We start from the raw sequence: 19,933 nt of genomic DNA, 5'->3' as shown, positions 1-19,933 counted from the left end.
GATTGGAACGATTGGAAAGAGGAATTATCGCCCAGATATCCGGCCCTGTTGTGGACGTGGAAATTGTGGAGGGCGACCTGCCCAAGCTGCAGGAGGAACTCACCGTTGAGATCGACGGAGCTGTGCGTGTGATGGAGGTGGCCCAGCATGTGGGCCGCAACACCGTGCGGTGCATTATGCTTTCGCCCAGTGAGGGGCTGGCGCGGGGATTGGCCGTGGACATTCCGGGCCATACCATCCAGGTGCCTGTGGGCCAGGCCACCCTGGGGCGGATGTTTAATGTGCTGGGCCAGCCTATCGATGGGGAAGGGCCCGTTCCGGAGGACACCCCGGTAAAGTCCATCTACCGCAAGCCCCCCTCCTTTGAGGAGCAGAGCCCGGCGGTGGAAATTCTGGAGACGGGGATCAAGGTCATTGACCTGCTGGAGCCCTACCCCAGAGGGGGCAAAATCGGCCTGTTCGGCGGCGCCGGCGTGGGCAAGACGGTGCTCATTCAGGAGCTGATTCATAACGTGGCTATGGAGCACGGCGGCTACTCCATTTTTACCGGCGTGGGCGAGCGCTCCCGTGAGGGCAACGACCTGTGGCGGGAGATGCGGGAGAGCGGCGTGTCTGACAAGACCGCCCTGGTTTTTGGCCAGATGAACGAGTCCCCCGGCGTGCGTATGCGGGTGGCCCTGTCCGGGCTGACCATGGCGGAGCACTTCCGGGACGCGGAGCAGAAGGACGTGCTGCTGTTTATCGACAACATCTTTCGCTTTGTTCAGGCGGGCAGCGAGGTGTCCACCCTGTTGGGCCGGATGCCCTCCGCCGTGGGCTACCAGCCCACCTTGGCCAACGAGATGGGTGAGCTCCAGGAGCGGATTGCCTCCACCAAGGCGGGCTCTGTCACCTCCGTCCAGGCGGTGTATGTCCCCGCTGACGACCTGACTGACCCGGCCACCGCCACCACCTTTGCCCATCTGGACGCCACCACGGTGCTCAGCCGCCGTATCTCTGAGCAGGGTATCTACCCGGCGGTGGACCCCCTGGCCTCCACCTCCCGCATTCTGGAGGCGGACGTTGTGGGGGAGAAGCACTACCGCATTGCCCGGAAGGTCCAGGAGATTTTGCAGAAGTACCGGGAGCTCCAGGACATTATCGCCATCCTGGGTATGGATGAGCTCAGCGAGGAGGACCGGAATACCGTGGCCCGGGCCCGGCGCATCCAGCGCTTCCTGGCCCAGCCCACCCACGTGGCGGAGAAGTTTACCGGCCTGCCCGGGGTGTACGTCCCCCTGCGGGACACCCTGGACAGCTTTGAGGCCATTATTTCAGGAAGTCTGGACCAGTATCCGGAGGCGGCCTTCTACAATGTAGGCACCTGGAAGGACGTGCCCGTCAAGGCCAAGAAGCTGGAAGCGGGTGAGGCCTGATGGAAACCTTTCAGGTACACATCCTGGCCGCCGACAAGACCTTTTATGAGGGCCCCTGCGTCAGCATGACCGTTCCCACCAGCGACGGGGAGCTGGGCATTCTGGCCCGCCACAGCAGCATGATCGCTGCCGTTCAGCCGGGCACCCTGCGCTACCAGGTGCCCGGGGAGGAGCCCCGGCGGGCGGCCATTTCGCCTGGGATGGTGAAGGTGGAGCACAACGACGTGCTGGTGCTGGTGGACTCTGTGGAGCGCCCGGAGGAGATTGACGCAGTCCGGGCCCAGCGTGAGATTGACGAGTCGAGAGAAGTCCTGCTGCAAAAGCGGAGCCGTCAGGAGCATCAGATCGCCCAGGCCACCATGGCCCGCGCCCTGAACCGCCTGCGGGTGAAGAACATGGGCATTGGACGATAACGGAAGGGAGGCCCTATGGACCGGGAGGGCAGAAGCATTCTCTACCACTATACCGACTTTCAGGCTGTGGACGGCATCCTGCGCCAGGCCCAGCTGCGGGTAAACAACGTCCTGCGCATGAACGACTCGGCGGAAATGCGCCACTTCATGAACCGGCTGTGTACCGCTGTAACGGAGCGGCTGGAGGGTGAGGGCGAGAGGGAGCGGGCCGGTCAGGTTCAAAACCTGTTTCGGGAGGAGCTGGAAAAGGAGTATTCCGCCTTTGCCGCCTGTTTCTCCTTCCACCGGGACGACGCTGCCCAGTGGGAGCGCTACGGAAACCGGGGCCGGGGGGTGTGTATCGCCTTTCAGCGGGAGCACCTGGAAAAGATGGCGGTGGGAGCCCTGTCCCTTCAGATGGTGTTTTACCAAAATGACATGGCGGATCACCCTATGGTAGAGGTCTTCTGTAATCTGGTCAAGCAGGGGGCGGACCTGTCCGGGGAGGAAATCCGGCGGGCTATGCACGACGCCTGGGCCTGTTCTGTCTCCTTCAAGCACCCCTCCTTCCGCTCGGAATACGAGATGCGGCTGGTGGTCTCCCCCTTCGGCAAGGAGGAGTTGGATGTGCAGCCCTGCTACCATGTGTCCAAGGAGCGGATTAAGAAGTATTACCCCCTGGACCTGAACGCCATGTGCCAACGGGTTGGGATCGGGCTGGAGGATCTGATTACCGAGCTCATCATTGGGCCGGACTCCACCCAGTCTGCGGCCATTTTTCAGGACTACCTGCGGGATCACGGCCTGAACCGGCTGGCCGGGCGGGTGTCTTTGTCAGACTGCCCGCTGCGGGTATCGATTTGAAGAAAAGCTCCCCGTTGCGGGGAGCTTTTTTGTGTCTGATGCGGATTGCTTTTTTTCCCTTTTCCAGGTATAATAATTTAAATTTTTGTGGCAAAAAAGGAAGTGAACCGTATATGGACAGACCCAGGAGCCGGGAGAAGAACGTCACCGGTCCGGCGAAAACGGTAAATAAGCGGGGAGAGGGCCTGGGAACCGGCCCGGTGGGTGCCCCCAGAAAGCAGAGCGGGGGAGAGAGCGCCGGCACCCGCTCCTCAGGCACCCGGTCGGCGGGCGGCTTCAAAATGATTATCCTGCTGGCCATTTTGTTTCTGGGCGGCGGTAGCGGCGGACTGATGGCCATGCTGGGAGGACAGACCGGACAGTCCCAGAGCGGCACAGGCGGCCTGAATGTCAGTTCGCTGATAAGCAGTCTTGGAGGCGGGAGCGTCTCCAGCGGCTGGCAGGGCGAGGCCAATACCGGCAAGCTGGACGCCACCGTGGACCCAGCCGCCCGGTCCAAGCGGGTAACGCTGCTGGGGGACGGAAAAGATACCGCCACCATTATGGTCTACATGTGCGGCACCGACCTGGAATCCCGGGCGGGGATGGGCACCTCCGACTTGCAGGAAATGCTGGCCGCAGAATTTGACAGCAGTGTCAATCTGCTGGTCTATACCGGAGGCTGCAAGGGTTGGAAGAACAACCAGGTGAGCAGTACCACCAACCAGATCTGGCAGATTAAAAACGGCGGTCTGCTCTGTCTGGAGAAGGATCTGGGGGCCGTTCCCATGACTGACCCGGAGGTCCTCACCGGCTTTATTCAGTACTGCGCCAAAAATTACCCGGCCAGCCGGTATGAGCTGATTTTGTGGGACCACGGCGGCGGTTCCATCAGCGGCTACGGCTATGACGAGAAGTTTGCCCAGAGCGGCTCCATGGGTCTGGCAGCCATTGACCAGGCCCTGACCCGCGCCGGTGTGACCTTCGATTTTATTGGCTTTGATGCCTGTCTCATGGCCACGGCGGAGAACGCTCTGATGCTGGCCAGGCACGCTGACTATCTCATTGCCTCGGAGGAGACCGAGCCCGGCGTAGGCTGGTACTACACCAACTGGCTGACGGAGTTTGGCAAAAATCCCTCCATGCCCACCATTGAGGTGGGAAACAAGATTGCCGACGACTTTGTAGACGTCTGCGCCCAGAAGTGCCCTGGCCAGCTGACCACTCTGTCGGTAATCGATCTGGCCGAGCTGGAAGCCACCCTTCCGGATAAGCTGAACGATTTTTCCAAGGCAGCCAGCAAGCTGATTGTCAACAAGGAGTATCAAACGGTGTCCAACGCCCGGAGCAGCACCCGGGAGTTTGCCCAGTCCAGCAAGATCGACCACGTGGACCTGGTCCACCTGGCTAAAAACCTGGGCAGCCAGGAGGCCAACGCCCTGGCCGATACTCTGCTGGGGGCGGTGAAGTATAACCGCACTTCCTCCAATATGACCAACGCCTATGGCGTGTCCATCTACTTCCCCTATCGAAATAACAGCTCCGCAGTGAACAACGCGGTAAAGTCCTACCAGGCGGTGGGGATGGACAGCGACTATATCCGCTGTATCCAGCAGTTCTCCGACATGAAAACCGCCGGCCAGCACAGCAGCGGCGGATCGAATTCTATGAGTGCTCTGGAGGGGATGCTGGGCAGCAACGTTAGCCTGGAAGATATTGCCGGCTTTTTACAGATGGCCATGAGGGATGGCCTGTTCAGTGACCGCTCTCTGGACCTGGAGCAGACAGCACAGTATATTTCGGACCACCACCTGATAGGGGAGGATCTGAGGTGGTCTGAGTATCAGGAGGACGGCACCCCGGTCCTTCGTCTCAGCGAGGAGCAGTGGTCCCTGGTGCAGGACCTGGACCTGAATGTATTTGTTGACGACGGCGGGGGCTATATCGACCTGGGCCTGGATAACGTCTTTGACTTCAACGACAATGGCGATCTGCTTGGGGCGTATGACAACACCTGGCTTGCCATCAACGGCCAGCCTGTGGCCTACTACCACACCGGAACCGTGGACGACGGTGAACACTACACCATCACCGGCTACGTGCCGGTGCTCCACAACGGCCAGCGCTCCGAGCTGCTGCTCACCTTTGACAACGACCAGCCCTACGGCTATGTAGCCGGCGTCCGGGCAGTGTACCCCGACGGCGAAACCGAGACGGTGGCCAAGAGTGACATTGCCCTTCAGGAGGGGGATGTGCTGGAGTTTGTGTGCGACTACTACGGCTACGGCGAAAACGCGGGGCCGCCGGAGGACTTCCACTATCTGGACAGCTACCTCCTGGGCGAGCCGGTAACGGTTGATGGGGAGGGGCTGACCATCTCCAATGTTCCCCTGGAGGGGAAGGTCAGGGCCAGCTACCGCTTTACTGACCTGTACAACAACCAGTTTTGGACTGCGGCCATTTCCTGAACGATTTTCTTGACATTTTTTCACTCCCGTCCTAAACTAAAGACAGAGAATAACAGGGAGGTCGGCGCCTATGGAGCTGCAGCAGACACAGACACAAAAATTGAGCCAGCGGCAGCTGTACAGCGTAGAGCTGCTGCGGCTGAGCACCTTGGAGCTGGAGGCCTATGTCCGGGAGCTGGCCCAGGAGAACCCCCTGGTTGAGCTGGAGGACGCCGCCGTCCCGCCCCAGGCGGAGGACCGGGGCGAGCTGCTGGGCCGCCTGCGCTGGCTGGAGGACAACGACCGGCAGAACTGGTTCTACCAGCAGTTCACCGATGAGGAGCTGGACCCGTTGGCCCGCATTGGCACCAGCGGGGGGCTGGAGGAAACTCTGGTCAGCTTTCTGTCCCGCCAGCTGGACCGCCGCAGGCCGGAGGAGGAGACCGCCCGCCTGGTGCGCTATCTGATTTACAGCCTGGATGACGACGGTTATCTGCGCACCCCTTTGGAGGAGCTGGCCAGCCATGGCGGGGTCCCCCTGCCCAGACTGGAGGAGGCGCTGGCCCTGCTGAAAACTCTGGAGCCCGCAGGCGTGGGAGCGGCGGAGCTGTGGGAGTGCCTTGCCCTCCAGCTGGAGCGGATTGGGGAGACCGGGCCCGCCCTGGCCATTGTCCGGGACCATCTGGAGGCCCTGGCCAAGCGCCACGACCGGGCTATCGCGGCCAAGCTGAACATTACCACGGCCCAGGTGGAGCAGGCGAGGAGGACCATCCGGGAGCTGGACCCCCGGCCCGGTTCTGTGTTCCAGCGGACAGAGCAGGTCTGCTACACCCAGCCCGACCTGGTGGTGGAAGAGCGGGAGGGGGGCCTGACGGTGAGATCCGCCCGGGGAGAGCGCCCGCCCTTCCAGGTGAGCCGCTACTACCAGAAGCTGCTGGAGCAGACGGAAGACAAAGAGGTGCGGGAGTACCTTTTGGAAAAGTTGCGCCAGGCGGAAAACGTGTTGTGGGCGGCGGAGCAGCGGGGAAGCACCCTGCTGCGGTGTGCCCAGGTGGTGGTGGAGCGGCAGGGCGAGTTTTTCCGTTCCGGTCCGGAGGCGCTGCGTCCCCTGCGGATGGGGGAGGTGGCCCAGGAGCTGGGCCTGCACGACTCCACCGTGAGCCGGGCTGTGCGGGAGAAGTATTTGCAGTGCCCCCAGGGGCTCTACCCGCTGAGCTGGTTTTTCAGCCGTAACGCCGGGGTGGGGGAGGGTCTGAGCGGCACCGCCGCCCGCAAGCTGCTGCTGCGGCTGATCGACGGCGAGGACAAGGGCAAACCCCTGTCCGACCAGCAGTTGTCTGAGGAGATGGCCCGGGAGGGCTGTCCCATCTCCCGGCGGACGGTAACCAAATACCGGGAGGAGCTGGGTATTCCCAGCGCCTCAGGGAGAAAAAAGGGAGGCTGATGGCTGTGGAGCCTATTATAAGCGATTCTGTCCGGCGGCAGACCGGCCGCCGGCAGATTTACCGGTATATTTACGACAGTCCCCAGCCGATGACAGCTATGGAGATTGCAGAGGGGCTGTCCTTTGCGCCGGTTGATGTAGCTGACAGTCTGGCCGGCTTGGCGGCGGATGGTATGGTGGTGCAAGACGATACCGGCGCGTATGTCCTGGAGCCCCGGGGACGGGTGGCGGCGGGGCTGTGTATGCTGGATGACCGCGCGCAGCTGGTGGCCATTGATATGCGGGGGACAGAACTGGGCAGCCGGGAGCTGCCTGTCCCTTTTTCCCACACCCCTGCCTACTACGAGATGATTGCCCAGTGCCTGGAGGAGTTTTTGGACGACTGCGGCCTGGACCGGGACCGGCTGCTGGGCCTTGGAATTGCCATGCCGGCCATTATGGACCAGACAGAGGGCAAACTGGTGATCTCTCCCACGCTGGAGCTGCAGGATGTCCTTCTGGAGGAAATCTACTGTCATTTTTCCCGCTACCCCGTCTTTATCGAAAACACCCCGAACGCCAGCGGATACGCGGAGCGGTGGGCCAACGGCGTGCAGACCAACGCGGTCTATCTGTCCCTGGACAGGGGGGTGGGAGGCGCCATTCTGCTGGGAAATGAGCACTACATGGGGGACCATGGCCGGGGAGGGGAGTTTGGCCACATGCGCCTTGTCCCCAACGGCCGCCCCTGCCTGTGCGGACGGAAAGGCTGTGTGGAGGCCTACTGCTCCACCTCCCGGCTCAGTGACGACCTGGGCCTCACCCTTGAGGAGTTTTTTGACCGCCTCTACGGGGGAGACGAACAGGCGGCCGCCGTTTGGAAGGAGTATCAGGGCCACCTTGTAGACGCTCTGGTCAGCCTGCGCACCTGCTTTGACTGCGATATTATTCTGGGCGGCGCCCTATCCCCCTATCTGGAGGAACTTCTGCCTGAACTGCGGTGGGAGGTGGGGGAGAAGACCCTGTTCAGCGGCGAGGACTTCTTCCTGTATCTGGACCACTTCGGCTCCCGAAGCGCCTGTACCGGCACGGCCCTGCGGTTTATCGACGATTTTCTTTTGACATACTGACAAAAAAGCCCGGATACGTCTGTATCCGAGCTGTGTATCAAAAACTCCTGCTTGCCTTTTGGCCTCCCTCTCTGAGGGAGGCTTTTTTGCGGTTCTCTCTGCGGTTGGATTATCCGCCCAACTTGGCGGAGAAGTCGGCCAGGGCCTCAGAAATTTTAATCTGCTGGGGACAGACGGCCTCGCAACTGCGGCAGCCCACGCAGGCGGAGGGCTTCTTCTCATCGGGCAACTGGGCGACGCGCATGGGGGCGATAAAGCCGCCGCCAGTGAAGGAGTGTTCGTTGTACAGCTCCAGCAGCTGGGGGATGTCCAGCCCCTGGGGGCAGTGGGTGGTGCAGTAGCGGCAGGCGGTGCAGGGGACGCTGGTCCGCCCGGTCATGCTGTCGGCAATGTCCAGCAAGGTTTTCAGCTCCTGGGGATTCAAGGGCTTTTTCTCTGCGAAGGTATTCAGGTTATCCTCCACCTGTTCCATGGTGGACATACCGGACAGAGTGACGGTAACGGGGGGCAGGTCCAGAGACTGGATAAACCGGAAGGCCCAGGCGGGAATGTTTTCGTTGGGACGCAGCTCTTGAAGTTTGGCGGCGTACTCATCGGACAGCTTTGCCAGCTTGCCGCCCCGGAGGGGTTCCATTACCCAGACGGGGATGCCCCACGCGTCCAGCAGCTCCGTCTTGCCTCTGGCGTTCTGGAAGTCCCAGTCCAGCCAGTTGAGCTGGATCTGGCAGAACTCCATGTCCTTGCCGTAGGCCTCCAGAAAACGCCTCATGGTGTCCAGGTCGCCGTGGGCGGAGAAGCCCAGGTGCTTAATCTGCCCCGCCTTTTTCCGGGCCATCAGTGATTCATAGATGTGGTACTTGGGGTCCAGATAGGCGTCGATGTTCATCTCGCAGACGTTGTGGAAGAGGTAGAAGTCGAAGTAGTCCACCTGGCACTTCTCCAGCTGCTTGTCAAAGATTTCCTCCACCTTGTCCATGTTGGACAGGTCGTAGCCGGGGAACTTGTCAGCCAGGAAGAAGCTGTCCCGGGGGTACTGCTTCAAAATCCGGCCCGTGACCAGCTCGGAGCTGCCGGCGTGGTAGCCCCAGGCGGTGTCGTAGTAGTTGACCCCCGCCTCCATGGCCTTGGCTACCAACTTGGCGGCCTCCTCCTCGTTGGGCTTGGCGTCGTTCCCGTCCACAGTGGGCAGGCGCATACAGCCAAAGCCCAGAGCGGAGAGTTTCAGGTCTTGAAACTGCTTGTAAATCATGAAAATCTTCCTTTCCATTGACGAATGAAGTTCAGGGCGCTATAATAGTGCTGTAAGTATGGAAAGATTATACAACTTAAAGTGAACTTTATGTCAAGGCCTTTTTGGGGGAATTTATATGTTTTATACCATTGGCGAGATGGCCCAGAAGCTGAACGTGGCCCCGTCCACTCTGCGGTACTACGACAAAGAGGGCCTGCTCCCCTTTGTGGAGCGGTCCAGCGGGGGCATCCGCATGTTCAAGGAGGAGGACATGGAGTGGCTGCGGTTGCTGGGCTGCCTGAAAAAGGCTGGGATGCCGCTGAAGGAGATCCGGAGCTTTATGGACTGGTCCCGCCAGGGGGACGCTACCATCAGCCAGCGGCTGGACCTGATCGAAAAGCAGCGCCAGTCGGTGCTGGACCAGCAGAAGCAGCTGGAGGACACCCTTCTCATGCTGGACTACAAGCGCTGGTACTACCAGACCGCCCAGCAGGCTGGCAGCTGTGCTGTCCACGACAGTCTGTCCCCGGACCAGGTCCCGGAACAGTTTCGGGCGCTGAAAGAGGAGTGGCAGAGGGAATAGGGGTGCGCACTGGGGCAGAGGACTGTATTTCGCCGCAGGCGAAATGTGCGGAGCAAACGCAAGTTTGCAAGACCTGATTTACTTCGTACATTTTGCTTTGCAAAATACAATCCCCACCGCCCTTCGGGCGGAGCCCCTTTCAAAAAGGGCCTTTCCCTGCGGGGGACGAGAGAGCAATCTTAAAGGAGAATCATATGAGCGAATTATTTGAAAAATCCATGGCCACACTGGAGCTGCCCCGCGTGCTGGAGCTGCTGTCCGGGTGTGCCGTTACCGACGAGGGCCGGGAGCGGGCGCTGGAGCTGCGGCCCATGGACGATATAGACGACGTAAAGCGGGCCCAGGCGGAGACCACCGCCGCCGTCAAGCTGCTGGTCCTTCGGGGGACCCCGGGTTTTGCGGGCATCAAGCCGGTGGCCGCCAGCCTCCAGCGGGCGGACATGGGGGGCAGCCTGAACACCCGGGAGTTATTGGAGATCGCCGCCGTTCTCCGGGCGGCCCGCACCGCCTCTGACTACGGGGCAGGGGAGGAGAAGACCCCCATCTCCCATCTATTCCGGGCCCTCACCACAAACCGCTTTTTAGAGGATACCATCACCAATTCCATTGTGGGGGAGGACGAACTGGCCGACTCCGCCAGCCCGGAGCTGGCCTCCATCCGCCGCCACATGCGGGCCACTGAGTCCAAGGTGCGGGACATTTTGCAAAAACTGATCTCCTCCAACCAGTCCAAATACCTGCAGGAGAGTATTATCACTATCCGCTCCGACCGGTATGTGGTGCCGGTGAAGTCGGAGCACAAAAACGCCATTCCCGGCCTGGTCCACGACGTGTCCTCCTCCGGCTCCACCTTCTTTATTGAGCCCATGGGGGTGGTGAAGGCCAACAACGAGCTGCGGGAGCTGCTGGCCAAGGAGAAGAAGGAGATTGAGCGGATCTTGGCTGAGATGTCCGCCCAGTGCGCCGCCCATAAAGAGGACATTTCCGAGGACTACCAGCTTCTCATCTGGCTGGACGCCATCTTTGCCCGGGCCAAGCTGTCTTTGAAGCTGGAGTGTACCGAGCCGAAACTGTCTGACAAGTATTTGCACCTGCGGGGGGCGCGCCACCCCCTGCTGGACCAGAAGAAGGCCGTCCCCAACGACCTGGAGCTGGGGGAGCGGTTTGATACCCTGGTTATCACCGGCCCCAACACCGGCGGCAAGACGGTCACCCTGAAGACCCTGGGCCTCATCACCCTCATGGCCCAGTGCGGCCTGCACATCCCGGCTAAAGACGACTCCACCATCCGGGTCTTTTCCCGGGTGCTGGCCGATATCGGTGATGAGCAGTCCATTGCCCAGTCCCTGTCCACCTTCTCCTCCCATATGACCAACATTGTGGGCATACTGGGGGAGGCGGATGATGACACTCTCATCCTCTTTGATGAGCTGGGGGCAGGTACCGACCCGGTGGAGGGGGCCGCTTTGGCGGCGGCCATCATTGAGTCCGCCCGGGGGATGGGAGCCCAGGTGGCGGCCACCACCCACTACGCTGAGTTAAAGGTGTACGCTATGACCACCCCAGGGGTGGAAAACGCCTCCTGCGAGTTCAACGTGGAGACACTGGCCCCAACCTACCGGCTGGTGCTGGGCATTCCCGGCAAGTCCAACGCCTTTGCCATCTCCCGGCGGCTGGGCCTGCCTGAGTATATCATTGAGAAAGCCGCCGCCCGGCTGGATGCAGAGAATGTCCGCTTTGAGGACGTGCTCACCCGTCTGGACCAGCAGCGCCAGGAGATGGAGCGGGAACGTGAAGAGGCCCGCCGCCTCAAGCTGGACATGGAGCAGTCGGCGGAGAAGGCCCGGGAGTACCGGGAAAAGCTGGAGGCGGAGCGGGCCAAGGTGGTGGAGAAGGCCAACGCGGAAGCGCGCACCATCATTGAGGAGGCCCGGGCGGCCAGCGATCTGGCCATCTCAGAACTGAAGGAGCTGAAAAAGCGCCAGGATCTGGACTGGCAGCAGGTGAACGACGGCCGGGCGGAGGCCCGCCGCCTGCTGAACGAGGCGGAACGGAATATCGGCGGCGGAGCCCCGGAGGTGGAGCCGCCTCCCCCCACCCGTCCGGCGGAGAAGGGGGACACAGTGGAGCTGCTGTCCATGGGGACAAAGGCCACCGTGCTGTCGGTGAGCAAGGACGGCACCCTCCAGCTGCAGGCGGGCATTTTAAAGATTTCCGCCAAGCAGGAGGAGGTCCGGGTGGTGGAGGGGGAGACCCAGTCCCAGAAGGAGACCCGCCGGATTATCGCCCGGGCGGAGCACACCCTGCGTACTGCCGCCGTCCCCTCCCAGGTGGATTTGCGGGGCATGATGACCGACGAGGCCCTTATTGTACTGGAGCGCTTTCTGGACACCGCCATGATGGGCAAGCTGGAGACGGTCACCATTGTCCACGGCAAAGGCACCGGCGCGGTGCGTTCCGCCGTGCGGACCTATCTGAAACGCAGCCGCTATATCAAGTCTTTCCGCCCCGGCCGCTACGGCGAGGGGGAAGACGGCGTTACCGTGGCGGAGCTGAAATAAAAAAGCGGCCGTTTGGCCGCTTTTTTCATTAAAACTGATACAAAAGCAAATACTGTGTCTGATTGTCCAAAGTGCTGGCACGGATGCTCACCGTGTTGTCGTCATCCCAGCCGATGCCGCCCTCATAGAGATTTTCATAGCCCTCCCGGTCGAAGGCGAAGAAAACCCCCTTTTCCAGGTCGGCCACTCCAATCTGGGAGATACCCAGGCCGTCCGTTTTGGAATCCATGGAAAAGTACAGCAGCCTGTTTCCGGAGAGGTTGAACTGGAGGTTGTCATTTTGATGGAAGGTCAGACCCTCCAGAAGGGTCTGCGCTCCGGTCTTCAGGTCCACTGCCCGGGCCTGCCCGTCTTCAGAGATCAGTACACAGCGACTTCCTGACATCTCCACGCCGCTGGAGCCCTCCTCCCAGCTGCGATAGTAGGGGGTCCGACCCAGCGTTTGAATTATACGGCCAGTTGGAATATCATAGGAATAACAGGCAACATCCTGTGCCACTCCACTCTCGTCTATGGTGCTGCTGTGGAGGATCAGGGTGTCATTGTCTGCGAAGGCGGCGGTGTAAATCTCGATGTCCGCCAACTCATCCACCTGGACCAGGGTTTTAGCGTCCAGGTCGCAGAACCAGGTCTGGGACATCCCCAGCCGGTTGTCGCACAGAATGATGGCTCGGCGCATGTTCTCCGACCAATCCCATCCGTAGGCGTACTCCAGCTTGTCCACTCCGGTGCCCGCCAGGATGTCCTCCGCCTCGCCGGTGTCCAGATGGTAGAGGAAGGGGTACTCGGTATAATCCATCTGTGTCCCTGTGGACAGGCGGAGCAGAAGTGCGTCGGTGCGGCCGGGGATGAGGGAGAAGTTCCAGTCCCATGCGTGCTCACCCTCCTCGTCCCAGGCGCGGTTGTCGCCGGTAAAGAAGTCCAGCCTCCCGTCGTAGATAAACCACCAGAACTCCCCCTGGTAGCGGATATCCCGGAAGGTGACATCCACTTGGGCGGTGTGCATGTCCACCTCCACCGGGATCAGCTCCCCGTCCCGGGGCTCCCAGAACCTTGCGTCCAGGAGGGTTTTCCAGTCCTCGTCCCAGGTCAGGCCGGTGAGCAGGCCGTTGGAGAAGCCGTACCGGCGGCTGTCCAGACGGATGTACTGGGCCTTGACCAGCTCCCCGATCTCCGCGTTGCTGATGTCGGGGCCCTCCGGGCTGACGCTGGAGCTGGGCACCTGTTCGTGCTCCTCCATGCGGAAGAAGGACAGCACCGCCGTGCGCAGCTCCGGACTGGCCGCCAGCGCCACGGTAAACAGGCAGGCCGCCGCCAGCGCCGCCGCCAGCAGGCCATTGACCACCCGGCGGACCGGGAGATACTTCTTTTTGGAATTTTTTTGATTCATAATGCGCTCCTTTAAATCTGTGTCAGGGACGAGTCTGTCCATCCCCCGGCGGTAGTCGTTGATGTTCAAATTGATCCCTCCAATTCGATTTTCAGCAGCTCCCGGCCCCGTTTCAGCCGCATTTTCACCGCCGATTGCCCCAGCTTTAAAATTTCGGCCATCTCGGCCACTGAATAGCCCTCGTAGTAATGGAGATGGATGGGCAGCTTGTATTTTTCCGGCAGGCGAAATACTGCGTCAAGGGCCTCCAGTTCCTCCGGGGGAGCGGCTGGAATGGAGTCCTCCAGCTCAGTCACCCGCTTGCGCCAGAACCCCCGGAGCTGGTCCCTGCACAGGTTGGCGGTTACTTGAAGGAGCCACCGCTTTTCGTGGTCTTGGTCCGCAAAGGCGGGGGCCCGGTGCAGCAGACGGAGAAAGACCTCCTGGGTCACATCCTCCGCATCGGCTTGACGGCCCAGGTAGACCATGGCCAGACGGTAGACCGCACCGCTGTAAGCGTCATAGTCCGCCTCAAATTGACAGGCGCTGATTGCTTGATTCATCACTTGACCTCCTTTCACAGGTAAAACGGTTGCGGAAGGAAAAAGGTCACATTTATGGGAAAGATTTTTATGCTATTCATTCTATATCCGCATAGTATGGAAGTAAAAGGACTGGGGAATTGGATTATATTGGAAAAAATGACGGTTTGTTGTTCTTACCTCGGGGAAAAAGGGGTAAAAAGCTTCATAAAAATTTATATTTGTGACAAATGTGGATTTGTTCCAAAAAAAGATTGAAAAACTTGAAAAAAGGCAGTTTTTGGATTCTGAGCAGAAAAATGGGAATAAAAATGATAATTTATCCCGTAAAAGCGGGAAGAAATCACGGTAATATTTGTGCAAATGTCCATTGACGAAATGGGGATAAATCTGCTATGCTAAGCACACATCCTAATGAATAGGGCGGAGGTACGTGATATGTATAGTCAGGAAGCCGTCGTAAACAACCAGGTCGGTCTCCATGCCAGACCCGCTACATTTTTCATCCAGAAGGCCAACGAGTTCAAGAGCTCCATCTGGGTGGAGAAGGAGGAGCGCAAGGTCAACGCGAAGAGTCTGCTGGGCGTTCTGTCTCTTGGCATCGTGAAGGGCACTCCTATCAAGCTGATCGCTGATGGTCCCGACGAGAAGGAAGCGGTCGAGGCTCTGTACAAGATGATCTCTTCCGATTTCTCCGAGTAAGCACCGCAAAAATCATCCTAAAAGGCGCCGCGCTGCGGCGCCTTTTTTGATGTTCCCAAGGGAGGACGCCATGACCTTTGACGAATTAAAAGAGAAGGCCCACAGTCTGCCGCTGAAGCCGGGGGTCTATATCATGCAGGACGTCCAGAGCACCGTCATCTATGTGGGCAAGGCCAAGGCGCTGAAAAACCGGGTGAGCCAGTACTTTCAGGACTCCGCCGGCCACACGGAGAAGACCCGGGCTATGGTGTCTCAGATTGACCACTTTGACGTCATTATTGCCGACAGTGAGTTTGAGGCCCTGGTGCTGGAGTGCTCCCTCATCAAGCGGCACCAGCCCCGGTACAATATTCTTCTCAAGGACAGCAAGGGCTATCCCTATATCCGGCTGTCCAAAGAGGCGTATCCCAAATTCTCTCTGGCCTCCAAAGCGGCGGAGGACGGCGCCCGCTACTTTGGCCCCTACGCCAGCCGACACAGCACCCAAGGCATTATCGACGCCCTGCGCACTGCTCTGCGGCTGCCCTCCTGCAATAAAAAGTTCCCCAGAGATATCGGCAAGGAGCGGCCCTGTCTTAACTACCACATGGGAAAGTGCGACGGTTATTGCCGGGGGGACGAGCTGAAAGAGCAGCATGACCAGGCCGTTGCCCAGGCGGTATCTCTGCTGGAGGGCCGGTTCAAGGATGTACAGCGGGACCTGACTCAGGAGATGGAGCGGGCGGCAGAGGAGCTGCGCTTTGAGCAGGCTGCCCAGCTTCGGGACCGGCTGCGTGCCATTGAGCTGCTGGGCAAGCGTCAAAAGGTGATCGCCGCCTCTTTGGCGGACACTGATGTGGCCGGCTTTTTCCGGGGGACGGCCAAAAGCTGCTTTGTGGTCCTCCACTTTGTGGACGGCGAGCTGGCCGCCAAGGACTTCGACCTGCTGGAGACCCCTATGGAAGAGGAGGAGGGGGCGGTGCTGTCCTCCCTGATGCGGGAGTACTATGTGGGCCGTACCCGCCTGCCCAAGCAGATTTTGATTCCCTGTGAGCTGCCTGACCAGGTGCCTCTCACCCGGATGCTGTCGGAACAGGTGGGCTATCGGGTGGAACTGGTCACCCCTCAGCGGGGGGCCAAGATGGACCTGATTAAACTGGCCAACCAGAACGCCCGGGAAGAGGTGGAGCGGGCCACCACCCACGAGGAGCGGCGCAACAAGCTGCTGGAGGCTTTGGGGAAGATGCTCAGCCTGGAGACGCCCCCCCGGCGGATGGAATCCTACGACATCTCCAACACCGGAGCCAGCGACATTGTGGCCTCCATGGTGGTCTATGTGGACGGAAGGCCCCTGAAACGGGACTACCGCCGTTTTAAGCTCAAGGACATGGACAGCCCCGACGACTACGCCTCTATGGAGCAGGTGCTCACCCGCCGGTTCCGCCGCTTGTTGGACGGGGACGAGAAATTTTCGGACAAGCCCGACCTGCTCCTGATCGACGGCGGCCACGAGCATGTGAAGGTGGCCGCCCGGGTGCTGGAAACCCTGAATCTGTCCATCCCCGCCTACGGCATGGTGAAGGACGACCGCCACCGCACCCGGGCCCTGGTCCACCCCGACGGACGGGAGATCGGCATCCAGTCCATCCCGGCGGTTTTTGCCCTCATTGGCCAGATCCAGGAGGAGACTCACCGCTTTGCCATCGAATATCACCGCCAGCTACAGGCGGGACACGTAAAAACCTCCGTTCTGGACAAAATACCCGGGGTGGGGGAGAAGCGCCGCCAGCAGCTTTTGAAGCAGTTCAAAACCATCAAGGCAGTCAAAGGGGCCTCCCTGGAGCAGCTCCAGGAGGTTGTCCCCAAAAATACCGCCCAGGCGGTGTATGATTACTTTCATAGTGAAGAATAGAGTTCCGGAATGTGCCAAAAGCCTCCTTTCGCAAAGGAAGGTGGCATGGCGGAGCCATGACGGAGGGTTTTCCCTACTGAAATGCAGCTGTTTTAAGCAGAAAACCCCCAGTCAGCCTGCGGCTGACAGCCCCCTTTGCGAAGGGGGCCTTTGGAGAAAGGAAGATCAATATGCGCATTATTACCGGCTCCGCCCGGGGCCGCAAATTAAAGGAACCCAAGGGCATGGACACCCGGCCCACCACCGATAAGGTGAAGGAGGGGCTGTTCAACATCATCCAGTTTGAGCTGGAGGGCCGGCGGGTGCTGGACCTTTTCGCCGGTACCGGACAGCTGGGGCTGGAGGCCCTGTCCCGCGGGGCGGAGCACTGCACCTTTGTGGACCAGCGCCGGGAGGCTGCTGCCCTGGTGCGGGAAAACATCCGGCTGTGCCGCTTTGAGGACCGCGCCCGGGTGGCCCAGGAGGAGTCGTTGTCCTTTCTGTCCCTTTGCCGGGAGAAATTTGACATAGTCTTTCTGGATCCGCCTTATGCCAGCGGTTTATTGGAAAAATCGCTGGAATCTTTGACAAGGTTTGACATTTTGCGGGAACATGGTATAATAGTGTGTGAAAGTGGGACAGACTGGTCTGTCCCCACACTGACGCCCCCCTATGAGGCGGGGCGGGAATACCGGTATGGACAGATTAAGCTGACCGTCTGCCGCCGGGCCGGGAGCGTGAGCCGATGAGCACAGCCATCTATCCGGGCAGCTTTGACCCGGTGACGTTAGGGCACCTGAACATCATCAAGCGGGCGGCCGCCTGTTTCGACGGTCTTATCGTATGTGTTATGGTAAACTCCAAAAAGACAGGCATGTTTACCCCGGAGGAGCGGGTGGAGCTTCTTCGCAAATCCACCGCCCGGTTTCCCAACGTAGAGGTGGACTTCTCCAATGAGCTGCTGGCCGCCTATGCCAAGCGGCGGCGGGCCAAGGTGGTTGTGAAGGGCCTGAGGGCTGTGTCCGACTTTGAGCAGGAGGTTCAGATGGCGGTAATCAACCGGCACCTGAATCCCAAACTGGAGACCATGTTTTTGGCGTCCAGTGAAAAGTATACCTATCTCAGCTCCACCATTGTCAAGGAGATGGCCCGGTATGGGACAGACCTGACCGGCCTTGTCCCCCGGGAGATTGTGGATGATGTGAACCGGCGCATGAGAGAGATGGAAGGAAAGGAAGGCTGAACAGATGGCAAGCGGTGTGGAAGAACTGTTGGATATGCTGTTTGAGATGATCGACGAGGCGAAAAACGCGCCTCTGTCCAGCGACAAGTGTATCATTGAACGGGATCGGGCCCTGGATCTGATTGACGATATCCGCAGCCAGTTCCCCATGGAGCTGACCGAGGCCCGGAAGATGATGGCCCGCCGGGCCGAGATGGAGGCGGACGCCAAGCGGAAGGCGGAGTCTATCGTCCGCTCCGCCGAGGAGCGGGCCAAGCAGATGCTGGCCGCTGACACCGTGGCCCTCCAGGCTAAGCAGCGGGCTAACGACATGATCCGCCAGGCGGAGGAGCGCAGCCGGGCGCTGAAGCGTTCCGCCAATGAGTACTGCGAGGATGCCCTGCGCCGTACCGAGGAGGCGGTGGCCGAGGCTTTTGACGAGATCAAGCAGTCCCGCTCCCGGTTTAGAGCGGCCGCTGCGGCCACCATCAACAATAACCCCGGCGGACAGTCTCAGGGCCGCCCCGTGTTTGACGCAGACAGAAGCTAACCATCCTAATTAAACGGCCTATCGTGGGACTGCCCTCCCGCGATAGGCCGTTTTTAGTAAAAATTTCGTCGCCTTCATCGCACGAAGTGCGAAGAAGGCGATTATAGCAACCATCAGATTTGCTGCTACATGCAGGGGCGGCCACAGGCCGCCCCTGCAGCTTCGGTGTCAGCAATTTTGAAGTTTGCTATAAGAAGCTGTACCAACAGGGGTAAAGGTGCTATAATGGATGCATGATACAAAAAATGGAAAACGCGGGAGCGTGGAGGAAGCTCTCATCGAAATGTGGGTGGCATTACCAGCAGAGAACAAGCGGTATACCTTCGCTGATGTTCTGACATGGGACGAAAACGAACGTATAGAAATATTTCGACAGCTTGCAGATTACCTTGAAGGGGAAAAGTGTGAGGTCTATCCAGCTCCTTTCGGTGACCGGCTTGTCAGATTCGGCGCCGGGGTCGTCGCGCTCTGCACGATTTCTGTGTCTTGTCCTTCTCAACAATTTGCAAAATGTTCGGGAAAGGGGTATAATAAGAAAAAACGCCCAATGAGGGGTGTGGGAGGTTTTTATGAAAACAGGATTGGTTCTGGAGGGCGGCGCTCTCCGAGCAATTTTTTCCAGCGGCGTGTGCGACGGCCTGCTGGACGGCGGCGTGATGACGGACTATGTGATTGGGGTGTCGGCGGGCATCGCCTACGGGGTGAGCTATGTATCCAGGCAGCCCCGGCGCAATCTTCAGGTGGTCACCCGCTTTGCTCCCGACCGGCGCTACATGGGCTGGCGCAACCTGACCGATAAAAGCAACCGCAGTTATTTTGGCCTGAAATTCGCCTATGACACCATTCCCAACCAGCTGGTTCCCTTCGACTACGATACCTTTGCGGCCTATCCCGGCCAGGTGGAAGCAGTGGTCACCAATCTGAACACCGGCAAGGCGGACTATCTGCCCGTCCCCCGGCGGGACAAGGAATCTCTGGTTCTCCAGGCCAGCTGTGCCATGCCGCTGCTGTTCCCCGTCTTTGAAATCGACGGCCAGCCCTATCTGGACGGCGGTATTGCCGACGCCATCCCCTGGCAGCGGGCACTGGACAAATGCCAGCGGGTGATTGTGGTCCTCACCAGACCCAGGACCTACCGCCGCAAGCCCGACCGGGTTATGAAGCTGATCCGGAGGCGGTACAAGGGCTACCCCGCCTTTCTGGAGGTTATGGAGCGCCGGGCGGAGGTCTATAACCAAAACAGGGAGCAGCTGTTCCAAGCGGAGCGGGAGGGCCGGCTGCTGGTGATTGCCCCAAAGTCCACCTTGGGCGTAGCCCGGACAGAGCGGGACACTGAAAAGCTGCGCCTGCTGTGGGCGGCAGGCTACCAGTCGGCCACGGACCGCATGGAGGAGATCAGAGATTTTCTCCAAGGCTGATGGCGGAGGTAACAGCCGCCTCCTCATCCTGCCGGGACGTCTTTCCCCCCTGTCTGGTGGGCTCCAGGGCATACAGCGCCAGCGTATCCCCCACAATGGTAAAAAAAGCCCCCAGCTTGGCCAGCTGAGCCTGACTCTGCCCCTGGGCCAGCGCGGCAGAAAAGGCCACCGCCATGGTGAGCAGCTGTCCACTGTTGGCGTTATACAAGGAAGACAAAATGACCACCCCCGGACT

General features: G+C 59.9%; 18 protein-coding genes. 14 read left to right on the top strand and 4 right to left on the bottom strand.

Annotated elements, in window-relative coordinates; all coding sequences use genetic code 11:
• Positions 1-11: 11 nt before the first annotated feature.
• The 6 genes from atpD to NFS22_RS07000 all read left to right on the top strand — a co-directional run bounded on the left by atpD (position 12) and on the right by NFS22_RS07000 (position 7,650).
• Entirely contained in the window at positions 12-1,415 is a 1,404-nt protein-coding gene (gene atpD, locus NFS22_RS07025; protein WP_251317027.1) for a F0F1 ATP synthase subunit beta, read from the top strand.
• Positions 1,415-1,828 (top strand): ATP synthase F1 subunit epsilon, encoded by a 414-nt coding sequence (gene atpC, locus NFS22_RS07020; RefSeq protein ID WP_251317002.1) that lies wholly within the window; start codon positions 1,415-1,417, stop codon positions 1,826-1,828. Before atpD ends, atpC begins: the two co-directional genes overlap by 1 nt.
• 15 nt (positions 1,829-1,843) lie before the next feature.
• Positions 1,844-2,671 (top strand): DUF2971 domain-containing protein, encoded by an 828-nt coding sequence (locus NFS22_RS07015; RefSeq protein WP_251317001.1) that lies wholly within the window; start codon positions 1,844-1,846, stop codon positions 2,669-2,671.
• Between the two features lie 113 nt (positions 2,672-2,784).
• Entirely contained in the window at positions 2,785-5,118 is a 2,334-nt protein-coding gene (locus NFS22_RS07010) for a clostripain-related cysteine peptidase (protein WP_251317000.1), read from the top strand.
• Positions 5,119-5,188: 70 nt separating this feature from the next.
• Positions 5,189-6,541, top strand: coding sequence for an RNA polymerase factor sigma-54 (gene rpoN, locus NFS22_RS07005; RefSeq protein ID WP_251316999.1), 1,353 nt, complete (start codon positions 5,189-5,191; stop codon positions 6,539-6,541).
• Between the two features lie 5 nt (positions 6,542-6,546).
• Positions 6,547-7,650 carry an ROK family protein gene (locus tag NFS22_RS07000; RefSeq protein ID WP_251316998.1) on the top strand — a complete coding sequence of 368 codons (1,104 nt, stop codon included), beginning with the start codon at positions 6,547-6,549 and terminating at the stop codon, positions 7,648-7,650.
• A 109-nt stretch (positions 7,651-7,759) separates the two neighbouring features.
• Here NFS22_RS07000 and NFS22_RS06995 read toward each other — a convergent pair whose 3' ends face one another.
• The gene (locus NFS22_RS06995) at positions 7,760-8,899 is read right to left on the bottom strand and encodes an aldo/keto reductase (RefSeq protein WP_251316997.1); all 1,140 of its coding nucleotides are present in this window, start codon (positions 8,897-8,899) and stop codon (positions 7,760-7,762) included.
• A gap of 118 nt (positions 8,900-9,017) precedes the next feature.
• On the opposite strand from NFS22_RS06995, the gene NFS22_RS06990 reads away from it, so the two are divergent.
• Both NFS22_RS06990 and NFS22_RS06985 read left to right on the top strand, forming a co-directional pair.
• Complete coding sequence (locus tag NFS22_RS06990; RefSeq protein ID WP_251316996.1) at positions 9,018-9,464, top strand: MerR family transcriptional regulator; 447 nt, start codon at positions 9,018-9,020, stop codon at positions 9,462-9,464.
• Between the two features lie 194 nt (positions 9,465-9,658).
• Positions 9,659-12,025, top strand: a complete 2,367-nt coding sequence (locus tag NFS22_RS06985) for an endonuclease MutS2 (protein WP_251316995.1) — start codon at positions 9,659-9,661, stop codon at positions 12,023-12,025.
• Positions 12,026-12,053: 28 nt separating this feature from the next.
• Here the strand turns inward: NFS22_RS06985 and NFS22_RS06980 are convergent, their stop codons facing one another.
• A complete protein-coding gene (locus NFS22_RS06980) occupies positions 12,054-13,484 on the bottom strand; it encodes a hypothetical protein (protein ID WP_251316994.1) in 1,431 nt (476 codons plus the stop codon).
• Entirely contained in the window at positions 13,481-13,957 is a 477-nt protein-coding gene (locus NFS22_RS06975; protein WP_251316993.1) for an RNA polymerase sigma factor, read from the bottom strand. Before NFS22_RS06975 ends, NFS22_RS06980 begins: the two co-directional genes overlap by 4 nt.
• 417 nt (positions 13,958-14,374) lie before the next feature.
• On the opposite strand from NFS22_RS06975, the gene NFS22_RS06970 reads away from it, so the two are divergent.
• The 6 genes from NFS22_RS06970 to NFS22_RS06945 all read left to right on the top strand — a co-directional run bounded on the left by NFS22_RS06970 (position 14,375) and on the right by NFS22_RS06945 (position 19,698).
• Positions 14,375-14,638: an HPr family phosphocarrier protein gene (locus tag NFS22_RS06970; RefSeq protein ID WP_023347782.1), complete on the top strand. Its 264-nt coding sequence runs from the start codon at positions 14,375-14,377 to the stop codon at positions 14,636-14,638.
• Positions 14,639-14,708: 70 nt separating this feature from the next.
• The gene (gene uvrC / locus NFS22_RS06965; RefSeq protein WP_251316992.1) at positions 14,709-16,529 is read left to right on the top strand and encodes an excinuclease ABC subunit UvrC; all 1,821 of its coding nucleotides are present in this window, start codon (positions 14,709-14,711) and stop codon (positions 16,527-16,529) included.
• 170 nt (positions 16,530-16,699) lie between these two features.
• The gene (gene rsmD / locus NFS22_RS06960; RefSeq protein ID WP_251316991.1) at positions 16,700-17,257 is read left to right on the top strand and encodes a 16S rRNA (guanine(966)-N(2))-methyltransferase RsmD; all 558 of its coding nucleotides are present in this window, start codon (positions 16,700-16,702) and stop codon (positions 17,255-17,257) included.
• Positions 17,254-17,751, top strand: coding sequence for a pantetheine-phosphate adenylyltransferase (coaD, locus tag NFS22_RS06955; RefSeq protein ID WP_251316990.1), 498 nt, complete (start codon positions 17,254-17,256; stop codon positions 17,749-17,751). Before rsmD ends, coaD begins: the two co-directional genes overlap by 4 nt.
• 4 nt (positions 17,752-17,755) lie before the next feature.
• Entirely contained in the window at positions 17,756-18,280 is a 525-nt protein-coding gene (locus NFS22_RS06950; RefSeq protein WP_251316989.1) for a hypothetical protein, read from the top strand.
• Between the two features lie 569 nt (positions 18,281-18,849).
• The gene (locus tag NFS22_RS06945; RefSeq protein WP_251316988.1) at positions 18,850-19,698 is read left to right on the top strand and encodes a patatin-like phospholipase family protein; all 849 of its coding nucleotides are present in this window, start codon (positions 18,850-18,852) and stop codon (positions 19,696-19,698) included.
• On the opposite strand, the gene NFS22_RS06940 is transcribed toward NFS22_RS06945, so the two are convergent.
• The gene (locus tag NFS22_RS06940) at positions 19,676-19,915 is read right to left on the bottom strand and encodes a hypothetical protein (protein ID WP_251316987.1); all 240 of its coding nucleotides are present in this window, start codon (positions 19,913-19,915) and stop codon (positions 19,676-19,678) included. The two genes, NFS22_RS06945 and NFS22_RS06940, sit on opposite strands and share 23 nt — an antisense overlap.
• Positions 19,916-19,933: the final 18 nt, after the last annotated feature.

The organism is Flintibacter muris, from assembly GCF_943192995.1.
GTDB classification, from domain to species: domain Bacteria; phylum Bacillota; class Clostridia; order Oscillospirales; family Oscillospiraceae; genus Lawsonibacter; species Lawsonibacter muris.
The sequence above is the reverse complement of the archived record's forward strand: the minus strand, read 5'-3'. Positions and strand labels throughout refer to the sequence as shown.